An 11,987-nucleotide genomic window follows, 5' to 3' on the forward strand; every position below is an offset into this window, starting at 1 on the left:
ATCTATCACGATTTTTGATATAATCAAACAGACATAGATTGCCTATAAGGAATGGAAATTTGTGACTTTGATGTTTGATTAGTTTACCTATGAGGATTTTTATTTTAATGTTTAGCAAAATTACCTAAGTACTTTGAGAAAAATGTAACTTATTTATATATTCAACGCTTATCGCAGTTTTCCTCCTTTCCCGGAAAAATTTTATCTGATTTATTTGTAAACTTTGTAATAGGATTTTTTGCTGTACTTAGAATGAAAGTAAGATATAGGATGATAACAGGATACAAAAAAACGGAGCATTTATTTGCTCCGCTTTATGTTTTGTGTCGAATTTTGATGGTTTAATCTAAAAATTTAAAAGTGCTTATAATTTTATCGAATAATTCCTGTTTTTGTAAATCAATATCAAGTGTATAAAAACTAATTATAAAGACTCGCTTTCCATCAGTAAGATAATAAGTATGAGGATACCATACGTCGATGTCTCCTCCGTAAGGATATGATTTCGTAATTATTTTTACGCCTGTAAGTTCTCCCACTTTTATATCTTCTTTAGATATAAGTTCATAATCATCGCTTGGCTTCCAGGTGTCAAGGAGAGTCTGGCCTTCCTTCATCATCACAGGCGGCAAAAGTTCTCCTATTTTTTCGCCATTTTCATCGGTAAAAATACTATATTCTACTTTCCACTGGGAGGGAAATTCTAGGGAGTAAGAAATTATAGGGGAATTTTCGCGAAAAGAATATGAGACCCAGTCTTCTGTAACATAAGCATAGTCTTTGACGATAATTTTTTTCCAGCCTTCTATTTGCTCTGCCTCTTCTATATTAAATGCCGGTTCCTCTTCCGTGTTTACATCATCGCCGTTTTTTGAGTCATCCTGGGTGTCTTCATCATCTGTATTTTGGACAGGCGAGACCACAGAATCTTCTTGGGACGATGTCTCTTTTGTGCCGGAAGGGTTGTTCTGCGTATTAGAAGTTCCCGGACTTGCACCCTCCCCTTTACTACATCCTGTAAGTATCATTAATGCAACCAGCATAAAAATAGAAAGTTTTCCTACTAACTTTAGCCGGTTCAACTATATTAAAACCCCCTCATTTTTTTAATTTTTTGCTGCACTTTTCACAATAGCCATAGATTTCAAATCGATGTTCCGTAGGCGTAAATCCTTTTTTGTCAAGCTCTTTTTCTATATCTTCCATCGGGCAGTAATCAATAGGTATTGACGCACCGCACTTTTTGCAAATAATATGGTGATGGTGGCCTTTCTCTCGTCTAAGTTCATAAAGAATTTTATCGTTTTCAGAAGTAATTCGACACAAAACACCTTTTTTGAGCAGCACATCAATATTTCGATATACTGTCGAGAGATTAACATTCGGCATTACATCTATGACTGCTGCAAATATCTCCTGAGCGCTTAAAACTGAACTGGAATTCTGAAGCACTTGTATTATAGCCTTACGCTGCGGTGTTACTTTTAATTTTTGCTTTTTCAGTATCTCTTCAGTATCCATTAGTTTAAGGCTCCTTTTAATTTTTTAACCAAAAGAACAACCATCAAAATAGCCGCAGCAATTAAAACGATGGTTCCGCCCGGAGCCAAATCAAATAAAAAAGAAATATAAAGGCCGCTTATCACAGAAAAAACTGCAACTACTGCAGATATAAAAAACGTCGATTTGAAACTTCCGGCAAGCTGCACGCTGACAGCAGCAGGTATAACAATAAGAGCGGATATCAGTAAAGCTCCCACTATTCTGATCGAGAGCGTCACGACCACCGCTGTCATAAGCGTAAAACAAATATTTACAGCTTTTACCGGGATTCCGGCAAGTTTTGCCGTCTCCTCATCAAAAGTTACAGCAAAAAGCTCTTTATATAATAATACCATAGAAAACATTAAGAAGGAACCTAATATTGAAATAATTATCAGATCCTGCGAAGAAACGGCTACCAGACTACCGAATAAATAAGACATAAGATCTGCATTAAATGATTTTCCAAGGCTTATAAGCACCGCCGCAAGCCCCATCCCTCCGGAAAGCACCACTGCCAGAGCTACCTCAGCATATTTATTAAACGATGACCTTATTGCCTCAATTAAAAAAGCCGCAATGCATGAAAACGCCAGGGCTCCATAAGATGTATTAATACCTATAAGCATAGCCCCTGCAACTCCGGCTAAAGCCGCATGGGACAGGCTGTCGCCTATCATGGACATTCGTCTTAATACTATAAAAACGCCCATAATCGACGCTAAAAGCGCTATTATGATTCCTGCCGCAAAAGCTCTTTGCATAAAATCGAAACTTAACATATCCATTTAAATACCTCTCCTTGCACTTTTGCCAAGCAATCTATAGGCCAAAATTTTTGAAAGACTGTCATTATTTTCATATACTGATATTTCGCCATCCTCCATGTAGCCTACTTTATCCGCAAGCCTCAGTGCCGCGTCAACTTCGTGGGTTACCATTATTACCGTTCCGCCTTCTTTATGAAATTTGTCTAGGAGCTCATAAAACTCCCGCTGTGATGCTGCGTCAATACCGGTAGTAGGCTCATCTAAGAAAAGCGCTTCAGGTTTTTTCACAAGCGCTCTTGCAAGAAATACCTTTTGTCTTTGTCCTCCCGAAAGATGTCCTAAAAGTTTAGTTGCAAGATGGCTTATCCCCACTTCTTTTAAAGCATCTTCGGCTGCTTCTTTTATCTTGCTTTTGTTAAATATTTTTCCAAATCCCGGATAATAACCGGAAGATACGATTTCCATCACCGTTGCCGGAAAAGAAATATTGGTATTTGATGCATGCTGGGATATATAGCCTATCTTATTCCACTCTTTAAAATTTTTGATTTTCCGGCCGAATATCTTAGCTTCACCGGCCTTGGGCACAAGCAGGCCCAGCATGATTTTGAGCAGCGTTGACTTTGCCGAGCCATTGGGGCCGAGAATTGCAAGAAATTCACCTTTTTCAACTAATAAATTTATATTACGCAAAACCGGTGTGCCATTATAGGAAAAGGAAACACCTTCAAGCCTTATTACATCGGCAGATTTATCTATCTCTAACTTTCTTTCCATTTCGTCACCGGCTTTTGCTTTTAATTTGCCGCAAGAATCGATGCATGAAGCATTACTGCCCTTCATATTCTAACGCCTGCCTTAAAATCTCTAAATTTTTTTCCATAATGGAAAAATAATCTTCTCCTGCCTTTATTTCATCAGGCCACAGTGTTTCTAAGGGATTTATAGTTAAAATCTGTGCCCCTATTTCATTTGCTACTGTTTCAGGTAGTTTTGAGGATGAACCTTTTTCTACTAAAATATACTTTATATTCTTCGATTTACATATATCCGCAATCTCAGCTATCTTTTTAGGCGATGGTTCATCTTGAGGCGAAAGGCCTGCTATAGATATTTGATTAAAGCCGTATCTTTTCGCCATATAATCTAAAAACCCATGAGAAGTAACAACATCCTTTTTTGAGCTTTTTGATGTTACTTCAAGCAGTTCTTTATCAAGTTCATCAAATTTTTTTAAAAGAGCTTCAAGATTTTCTTTGTATATTTCTTCATGTTCGGGGTCTTCTGCGGCAATTACTTCAAAAATCTTTTGTGCCATTTCCTTTGCTAAAACAGGGTCAAGCCATATATGGGGATCATTGTTTTCTATAAGATCTGTACCGACTTCCAGCACCTTTACGCCATTCTTACTTAAATCTTCTGCAATTTTTGCAGCCCAAGGCTCCATGCTTTCGCCTAAATATATGAAAATATCGCCGTCGTAAATCTTCGCCATCTGTTTTGGAGAAAGTTCATAGTCATGAGGTTCAACCCCTGTAGGAATGAGATTTTCCACATTGGCGTTATCGCCTACAATTTTCTCGGTAAAATCGTAAATAGGATAAAATGTAGTGTAAATTTTAAGGTTTGCTTGATCTTCCGGTTCTACTTCTTCTACATCTTCGTTTTTGGCGCATCCTGCTGCAAAAGCCGCAAGACATACAGCTAAAAATAATACTAAAATAGTTTTTGTTTTCTTCAACAGGCTTTCCTCCCTGGAGTTTGGTTTTAATAACCTTTTCTAATTGCAAAGGATTTGCATTTGTAACTTACATTATAAGGTAGAAGGTAAAGAGTGTCAATAGATACATAATCCGTATCGACCGAATAACTATTTCACCAGAATTGCAAAAAAATACCCCCGTTTCCGAGGGTATTTCTAAGTGCTAGATTGTCACTAGGCATGCATGGGGGTTAATGATTTAGTAAAGATATCGGTTATAACTTTATCGGTAGCAGGAACAGGAGACATAGCGCAAAGGCCGTCTAATGATGGTGTTGTTTTTACAAGTTCTACTAATTTAGGTATATCCTCTTCAGTAAATCCAAGATCCGATAGTTTCTCGGTGCAGCCTACCGAGAACAGCCATTCTTCGAACCTGCAAGCAGCATACTCTGCCTCAGCCGGGAGTCCTTGTAAATCAGGAACTATTGGGTATAATATATCAGCCAGCACTTCACTTTCTACAGGATAAATTGTCTCAATTACTGCCGGCAAGATAGCGCCCAGACCTAATCCATGGGAAAGATCGCCTTTTACAGCACTAAGCGGATGCTCTAACGCATGTGTCAAATGCAGCAATCCGTTATCAAACGAAATTCCTGCAAGAAGTGATGCGTATAGTAAATAATAGCGAGCTGTTAAATTTTCCGGATCTTTTAATACAATAGGTAAGTATCTTGCCACAAGCCTTATGGTCTCTTTAGCTGTTAAAATACTATAAGGCGAGGCTGCTTTCGTAGTAGCTGCTTCTATAACATGGTTTACGGCATCTACTGTAACTGCTATGGTCTGAGTTCTTGAAAGATTCTTCATTAAAGCAGGATCATCTATAGCAAACCTTGGATACAGACATTCATAAGCGATAGCCGGTTTATAGTTTTTCTCGGGAATAGTTGCAACGGCAAATCTATCGACTTCTGTCCCTGTGCCATGGGTCAAGTTTATCACAACAAGCGGAACAGATTCTTCCGGAACAAATTCTAGAGTGTAGAGCTGTCTTGCATCTTTATCGGTATATTTTAATAGAACTGATACGCTTTTTGCTGTGTCGGCAGGACTGCCGCCGCCGATACTGATTATGGCTTCAGCTCCCATTTCTCTGCCTAGCTTTGTCGCCTCATCAATCATATCTACTGTTGGATTAGGGCCTACTTTGTCATATAATTTGTATTCAAAACCTCTCTCATCTAATGCCGGTTTTACTATATCCCATGCTCCGCTAACTTTATAAGAACCTTTTCCGGTGACAAACAAAATCTTAGTTATTTTATGTTCTTTAAAGTTATCTAAGATATCAGCAATCTTGTGGATTGCTCCAACTCCAAAATATGTTGTGTTCTTACATCTTAGCTCAAAAACTTTATTAGGATTTACGGTAAGCTCCCACATAATAATACCTCCTTGTGATTGTTTTCACATTCTCTGTATTTATTATATAACTTGTATGTCAATTATACAAAATGCAACCACCTTTAAATATATCCATTCTGCTACAGTTTGTTTAATTTTTAACGATATATCTGCGATTTTCTCGATTTTGTGAAGATTTTCTCAATCAGAAGACAGTCTATGAACATAACTTAATATACACGCTTCTTGCTTACAATTATTTATAAAGGTTTTTGCATTTAGCTGACGATATTCGCAACTCGCAAACATATTGACAAATATCTATATATGTATTACCTTATTAGATAGATATCAATCAATATGAGGTGTAATTCATGGAAGAAAAAGATGCTGCTTTAATATGTAAAGCCCTTGGGGACTTTAACCGCCTGCAGATAGTAGAGATGCTCTCAGATGGCGAAAAATGTGCATGCAAACTACTGGAAAAGTTTGATATTACGCAGCCTACGCTATCCCACCATATGAAGGTGCTTTGCGACTCAGGCCTTGTAAATGCCCGTCGCGAAGGAAAGTGGTGCTATTATTCTCTAAACTGTGATACATTCTACGATTTTCAAAGCTATATTGCATCTCTGTCTTGTTGCAAAAGCAGTAAGGAGTGCAGATGCTGATGGCATGGAATTTTATTCAAAATCAGGTCCTGGGCCTTAAGTGGCTAAATACATTGATTGGAAATATATTAGTAAGGCTCGGATTGGATATAGAAAGCAAAGTAGGCGGCAGTCTTCAGTTTTTCTTGTATGACACATTAAAGATTACTTTTCTCTTGTGTATCCTTATTTTTATAATTTCCTATATACAAAGTTATTTTCCTCCGGAACGCAGTAAAAAGATTATGGGAAAATTCAGCGGCATATGGGCAAATTGTATGGCGGCACTTCTAGGGACGGTAACGCCCTTTTGCAGTTGTTCATCTATTCCGCTGTTCATTGGTTTTACAAGCGCAGGTCTTTCGCTGGGTGTTACGTTCTCTTTTTTGATCTCGTCTCCCATGGTGGACTTGGGCAGTCTTGTGTTGCTGATGAGTATCTTTGGAACAAAAATCGCCCTTGCTTATGTGGTTCTAGGTCTTGTTGTCGCTGTGGCAGGCGGCACGCTCATAGAAAAGCTGCAAATGGAAAAGTATATTGAAGAGTTTATTGTAAAGGCCGGCAGAGTAGACATTGAATCTCCTGATTTGACTCAAAGCCAGCGGCTGCTATATGCAAGAGAGCAAGTTTCGAGCACATTTAAAAGAGTTTTTCCTTATATTTTAGTTGGAGTAGGCATAGGTTCAATTATTCACAACTGGATACCTGAAAGCTTTATAGAAAATATACTGGGCGATAACAATCCTTTTGGCGTAATTATAGCAACATTGATAGGAGTGCCAATATATGCGGATATCTTTGGCACCATACCTATCGCAGAAGCACTGCTTTATAAGGGAGCGCAGCTTGGAACAGTGCTGTCTTTTATGATGGGGGTAACTACACTGAGCCTACCTTCCATGATAATGCTGCGCAAGGCTATAAAACCCAGATTGTTGACAGTTTTTATAGGGATTTGTACTTTTGGCATTATTTTAGTCGGATATATCTTTAATATATTTCAATATATATTTATATAAAAGGTGGAGGGAATATTATGGAACTTTTTGGAAAGAAAAAAGAGGAAATTGAACCCTGCTGCTGCAACTGTGATTGCAGCGATGAAAACACGAAAATAGCTGAGGAGAAAAAGACTGAAGGCGGCATCAAGATACTTGGCTCAGGATGTAAAAAGTGCAATGCATTAGAAGAAGCTGCGCGGCAAGCCTTGGCCGAGTTGGGCATGGATGATAAAATCGACCATGTTACAGATTTTAGTAAGATAGCATCTTATGGAGTAATGAGCACACCCGCTCTTGTAGTAGACGGCAAAGTTGTCTCCTTTGGCAAAGTTCTAAAAAAGGATGAAGTGGTAAAAATCCTTAAAGAAGCCAGGGGCTTGAATTAATAACCGCTTATAAAAAGACCAGCCATACCTAAGCATAAACGCTTGGACGGCTGGTCTTTTGGTTTTTATCTATAGTCCTATTTCAGCTACTAATTCTTGTTTTGGTCTAAATCCTATTAATTTTTTAGCTACCTTTCCGTCTTCAAAAAGTATCAGTGTGGGTATGCTCATGATTCCAAATTTTGAAGCGGTATTGGGATTTTCGTCTACGTTTAATTTGCAGACTTTAATTCCGGGATATTCTGCGGCTATCTCCTCAATAACAGGACTCATCATGCGGCAAGGGCCACACCAAGCTGCCCAAAAATCTACTAGCACCTTACCTTTTGCTTGAAGGACTTCACTTTCAAAATTATCGTCTGTAACAACTATAGGTTTCATTTAAATTTCCTCCTTTGGAAACTATTTTATTTTTCTTGACCTGTTTTTGTGGTTATACTATACTACTATTATAGTATAATTTATATTTTGCGAAAACCCCTTAAAGGTTTAGTGTAATATTATTTTTATATTTTTAAATTATTATGGAAGGATGCAGTTTTTATGATAGAGAGCAAAATTATTCGGAGCCTTCGTCAAAAGCGAAATATGACATTAGAAGATTTGGCCCGGCAGACGGGTCTTTCAGTTTCTTACCTTAGTGAAGTTGAACGAGGCAAGAAACAGCCTTCATTGGAAACCCTTGAAAAAATCTCGCAAGCCTTGAATATTTCTCGTGATGCACTTCTTTCTCCAACCAGTCCGGCAAATACCAGCGGACTTGGAGCAAAGATTTCTATTATTCGAGAGGAAAAAGGCATGTCTCTTAGCGAGCTTGCTGAAAAGGCCAATATCTCGCCAAGCTATCTTTGCCAAATTGAAAACAGCAAGGTAATGCCGGCGCTTTCTACTTTGAAGAATATAGCCGCCGCTTTAGATGTAGAACCGGAACTTCTCATGGCTTCCACCAGTTTTGTCGGCTACAAGATAAAAAAGATACGGCGGGAGCGAAATATCACCCAAGCACAGCTTGCAGAGAAAGCCGGGGTATCTACCGGTCTTATAGGCCAGATTGAAAGCGGAAAGGTAGAGCCTTCTATTAAAACTCTAGAAAAAATCGCTGCAGCGCTTTCCCTTTCGCCGTGCTTTTTTGTTTCAGAGGATGATGAGCTTACGTCTACATTGAAATCTATGAATCCTGAAATAAGGGAACTCTTAAACGATCCTCGGGTCCGGTCAGCTCTTGAACTTTTGGCCGACTGCAGTACCGAAGAATTTACTTTTATCCTAAAGTTTATTCAGCTTTACAAGGAACATAGGCGTGCCTAAACGCTTTCTTCTAGCTTGATTTTATTATACTATTATTTTTTTTCGCTGTCAATGAGTATTTCTAAATATTTATTATGCTACCATAAAGGAGAGAAAATCATTGTCCAAAACAGATACAGCAAAAATATATGTTGTAGGGGGCGGAGCTTCCGGCATATTGGCAGCCCTTTCAGCTCGCTACAGCGGCGCAAATGTTACTATATTGGAACGCAATCCGCGAATAGGCAAGAAAATCCTTGCTACGGGCAACGGAAGGTGTAACTACACTAATGTAAATACAGATATAAAATATTATCATGGCAAAAACCCGGAATTTGCTTATGGCGCACTGTCGGCTTTTAATGTACAGCAAACCATGGGCTTTTTTGAAAAATTAGGTATTGTTCCCCGCATCGAAGACGCAGGAAAGGTATTTCCTATGTCTGATCAAGCTTCAAGCGTTTTAGACGTCCTTTTATATGAGCTGAATCGAGCAGGCGTAAATGTCATATGCAATACTTTTGTCAAAGACATAAAGAAAACAAAGCGAGGCTTTATGCTCCGGCTTGAAGATGGGCGAATTTTAGAAGCAAGCAAAGTAATACTTGCCTGCGGTGGTAAAGCCATGCCTTCTTCCGGTTCAGACGGAAATGGATTTGAGATTGCTAAAAAATTAGGCCACTCTGTAGTTGATATATTTCCCGCCCTCGTGCAGCTAAAACTTGAAGGGGATTTTTTTAAACAGATTGAAGGGGTGAAATTTGTAGGAACGGCCGAAGTTATGGAAGGCAGCAAAGGTTTTATAAAAGACAGCGGTGACATACTTTTTGCAAATTACGGCATCTCCGGTCCTCCTATTTTGCAGATTAGCCGTAAGGCAGGGGAATTAATAAATGCAAAAAAGGAAGCTGTGCTTAAGGTTTCAATAATAGATGATATGAGTGAAAATGAATTAGATGAGTTTCTTGCAAAACGTTTTCGCAATATGCCTGAAAAACCTCTTGATTTTAGTCTTGTGGGCTTTATAAATAAGCGGCTGATACCTGTTATATTAAGGCAGGCAGGGATTGGTGAAATAAAAAAGCCCGTCTGCAATGTTTCTACGGCAGAAAGGGCTAAAATCGCAAAAATTTTAACGGATTGGAGATTTAAAATTACAGGCACCAGATCCTGGCCCAGCGCTCAGGTCACGGCAGGCGGCGTGGATACAACAACTATCAATCCATACACATTGGAATCCACGCTTGTAAAAGGTCTTTACTTTTGCGGTGAAATAATCGACATAGACGGCGCCTGCGGCGGCTTTAATTTACAGTGGGCTTGGTCTTCTGGTTACCTTGCGGGTAAATCTGCCTCATGTGCGCCAAATTAATTTCCGTAATAGGCTTTCTTAAAAAGTTTTTCTAAATCCTCTTGGGTTGGCACCCTGGGGTTTGTTTGCGTGCAAGAATCCCTCATAGCTGTTGCCGCAAGAGCTTCTATGCTGGCTAAAAAATCTGCTTCAGGAATTCCGGTTTCCTTAAAACACGACGGCATTTCTAGATTTTCTTTAAGCTTTATAACCATATTTCTGAGCTCTTTTGCAGCGTATATATCTGACATATAGTTTAGTCCTAAAAGTCTGGATATCTCGGCATATCTTGCAGCGGCTTTTTCTTCTTTGCTGTTGTAATCTATGACATAAGGAAGAAGTATGCCATTTGCTCTGCCATGAGGTATGTGAAATCTTCCTCCTAAGGCATGGGCCATGCTGTGATTTATGCCTAGGGACGTGTGAGTAAAGGCCATACCTGCCAGAGTTGAGGCATCATGCATCCTGACTCTTGCTTCATCATCATTGCCATTTTGATAAGACTTCGGCAGATAATCAAAAACTATTCTTATGGCTTTTTCGGCAAGTGCATCTGTAAAATCCGATGCCAGGGTGGAGACATAAGCTTCTATGGCGTGAGTCAAGACATCTATCCCTGTATCTGCCGTTACTGTAGGGGGTAATGAACGCACAAGATTTGCGTCTAAAATCGCATGATTTGGCATTAATTTTTTATCTCTTAAAGGAATTTTGGCTTTTGCTTTCTCGTCTGTAATTACTGCAAAATCAGTAACTTCTGAGCCTGTGCCGCTGGTAGTCGGTATTACAATCAGCCTGGGCTTAGACTCTTCATTTTTTTCCTCATTAATACAAGCATAAAAATAGAGTATGCCCTTGGCAGTGTCTATGGCAGAACCTCCGCCGAAAGCAATAATGGTTTCAGGCAAAATCTTCTGCGCTGCTGCAACTCCACTTACAACTACCGCAACGGTAGGATCAGGAACTACATCGCTAAAGATTGTATAGCTAATATTTGCCTTATCTAATTGTTCTGTTACGTTCTTTATCATTCCTGATTTTACTAAAAAGGGGTCTGAAACAATCAATGCATTTTTGATACCTATTTGAGCTAATACCTCTAGAGAGCCTAACCCATAATGTATCCTTGTCGGAACACAAAAACTTCCTCTCCAATTTACCATAAAATCGCCCCTTATTTAAAAAAATAGCCCTTAAACCCACGCTTTTAAAAGCGTAGATATAAGGGCAACGTTGCCTTTTACATAAAAAACAAATACTACATTGTACTTGTTTTTTAATTATAAAATTTTTTGAATGACTAAATTAGTTTAGAGAGCTTATTAGCTTGATAATAATTATACACTATAACCCATCAAGATGCAAGACGGGAGTTAGAAGTGCACAGAGGGACGGTTCGAGACCACTGAAAAAGTCCCCCATAAAAGAAATCTGATTCTAAAATTAAACACAAGAAAATGATTAAAAGCCTTGAAATATCTGGCTTTAAGGTACCAAAAACCCCTTATTCATGGTATAATATAAGTATGATCAAATACCAATCAAAAGGGGTTTTTCTAATGCTTCGACTTAAGCCAAAGCAACTGAGTTTTCATTCATTGCTGTACGACAAAATTCCGGAAAATCACATACTAAAAAGGATAGATTCAGTAGTTGATTTTTCTTTTATCAACGAACTGCTAAAAGGCAGCTATTGCAAAGAGTTTGGCCGTCCTGCAAAAGAACCGGAAATGATGTGCAAGCTGCTTTTCTTGCAGCATTTATATAACCTTTCGGATGAAAGAGTAATAGAGGAAGCAAGCTTAAACCTTGCCTACCTGTATTTTTTAGGCCTCAATCCTGAAGATGCCCTTCCGGATAAAAGCCTGCTTTCAAAATTCAGGACCCA

Annotated in this window: 14 protein-coding genes; 6 read left to right on the forward strand and 8 right to left on the reverse strand. The window is 38.8% G+C overall.

The genetic code is table 11. The features are described 5' to 3' along the window. Nucleotides 1-341 precede the first annotated feature (341 nt). The 6 genes from BUE08_RS01525 to BUE08_RS01550 all read right to left on the reverse strand — a co-directional run bounded on the left by BUE08_RS01525 (nt 342) and on the right by BUE08_RS01550 (nt 5,463). Nucleotides 342-1,082: a hypothetical protein gene (locus BUE08_RS01525; RefSeq protein WP_286680182.1), complete on the reverse strand. Its 741-nt coding sequence runs from the start codon at nt 1,080-1,082 to the stop codon at nt 342-344. 16 nt (nt 1,083-1,098) lie between these two features. Beyond that, on the reverse strand, nt 1,099-1,521 hold the full coding sequence (locus BUE08_RS01530) for a Fur family transcriptional regulator (protein WP_273039211.1): 423 nt from the start codon (nt 1,519-1,521) through the stop codon (nt 1,099-1,101). Further along, nucleotides 1,521-2,330: a metal ABC transporter permease gene (locus BUE08_RS01535; RefSeq protein ID WP_286680183.1), complete on the reverse strand. Its 810-nt coding sequence runs from the start codon at nt 2,328-2,330 to the stop codon at nt 1,521-1,523. The genes BUE08_RS01530 and BUE08_RS01535 overlap by 1 nt, the downstream gene beginning before the upstream one ends. Then, entirely contained in the window at nt 2,331-3,155 is an 825-nt protein-coding gene (locus tag BUE08_RS01540; protein ID WP_286680184.1) for a metal ABC transporter ATP-binding protein, read from the reverse strand. Next, complete coding sequence (locus tag BUE08_RS01545; RefSeq protein ID WP_286680185.1) at nt 3,142-4,053, reverse strand: metal ABC transporter solute-binding protein, Zn/Mn family; 912 nt, start codon at nt 4,051-4,053, stop codon at nt 3,142-3,144. Before BUE08_RS01545 ends, BUE08_RS01540 begins: the two co-directional genes overlap by 14 nt. Before the next feature lie 195 nt (nt 4,054-4,248). Next, nucleotides 4,249-5,463: an iron-containing alcohol dehydrogenase gene (locus BUE08_RS01550; protein ID WP_059031917.1), complete on the reverse strand. Its 1,215-nt coding sequence runs from the start codon at nt 5,461-5,463 to the stop codon at nt 4,249-4,251. A 335-nt stretch (nt 5,464-5,798) separates the two neighbouring features. Here BUE08_RS01550 and BUE08_RS01555 point away from each other — a divergent pair, with 335 nt between their 5' ends. Genes BUE08_RS01555 through BUE08_RS01565 form a run of 3 tightly spaced genes read left to right on the forward strand, consistent with a single transcriptional unit; the run spans nt 5,799 to nt 7,461 of the window. Continuing rightward, a complete protein-coding gene (locus tag BUE08_RS01555) occupies nt 5,799-6,095 on the forward strand; it encodes an ArsR/SmtB family transcription factor (protein ID WP_059031919.1) in 297 nt (98 codons plus the stop codon). Continuing rightward, nucleotides 6,095-7,093, forward strand: coding sequence for a permease (locus BUE08_RS01560; protein ID WP_174221079.1), 999 nt, complete (start codon nt 6,095-6,097; stop codon nt 7,091-7,093). Before BUE08_RS01555 ends, BUE08_RS01560 begins: the two co-directional genes overlap by 1 nt. A 17-nt stretch (nt 7,094-7,110) precedes the next feature. Further along, entirely contained in the window at nt 7,111-7,461 is a 351-nt protein-coding gene (locus tag BUE08_RS01565) for a thioredoxin family protein (RefSeq protein ID WP_059031923.1), read from the forward strand. 69 nt (nt 7,462-7,530) lie between these two features. Here BUE08_RS01565 and trxA read toward each other — a convergent pair whose 3' ends face one another. Beyond that, entirely contained in the window at nt 7,531-7,842 is a 312-nt protein-coding gene (gene trxA, locus BUE08_RS01570; RefSeq protein ID WP_059031925.1) for a thioredoxin, read from the reverse strand. Nucleotides 7,843-8,004: 162 nt separating this feature from the next. Here trxA and BUE08_RS01575 point away from each other — a divergent pair, with 162 nt between their 5' ends. Next, the gene (locus BUE08_RS01575; RefSeq protein WP_213996613.1) at nt 8,005-8,769 is read left to right on the forward strand and encodes a helix-turn-helix domain-containing protein; all 765 of its coding nucleotides are present in this window, start codon (nt 8,005-8,007) and stop codon (nt 8,767-8,769) included. 100 nt (nt 8,770-8,869) lie between these two features. Next, entirely contained in the window at nt 8,870-10,120 is a 1,251-nt protein-coding gene (locus BUE08_RS01580) for a BaiN/RdsA family NAD(P)/FAD-dependent oxidoreductase (protein ID WP_213996612.1), read from the forward strand. On the opposite strand, the gene BUE08_RS01585 is transcribed toward BUE08_RS01580, so the two are convergent. Further along, entirely contained in the window at nt 10,117-11,262 is a 1,146-nt protein-coding gene (locus BUE08_RS01585) for a 1-propanol dehydrogenase PduQ (RefSeq protein ID WP_213996610.1), read from the reverse strand. The genes BUE08_RS01580 and BUE08_RS01585 overlap by 4 nt on opposite strands. A gap of 396 nt (nt 11,263-11,658) precedes the next feature. On the opposite strand from BUE08_RS01585, the gene BUE08_RS01590 reads away from it, so the two are divergent. Then, on the forward strand, nt 11,659-11,987 hold a 329-nt coding region (locus BUE08_RS01590; RefSeq protein WP_286680186.1), incomplete at its 3' end, for a transposase.

The sequence above is a fragment of the Tepidanaerobacter sp. EBM-49 genome (genome assembly GCF_001896645.1).
Taxonomy (GTDB): Bacteria; Bacillota; Thermosediminibacteria; order Thermosediminibacterales; family Tepidanaerobacteraceae; genus Tepidanaerobacter; species Tepidanaerobacter syntrophicus.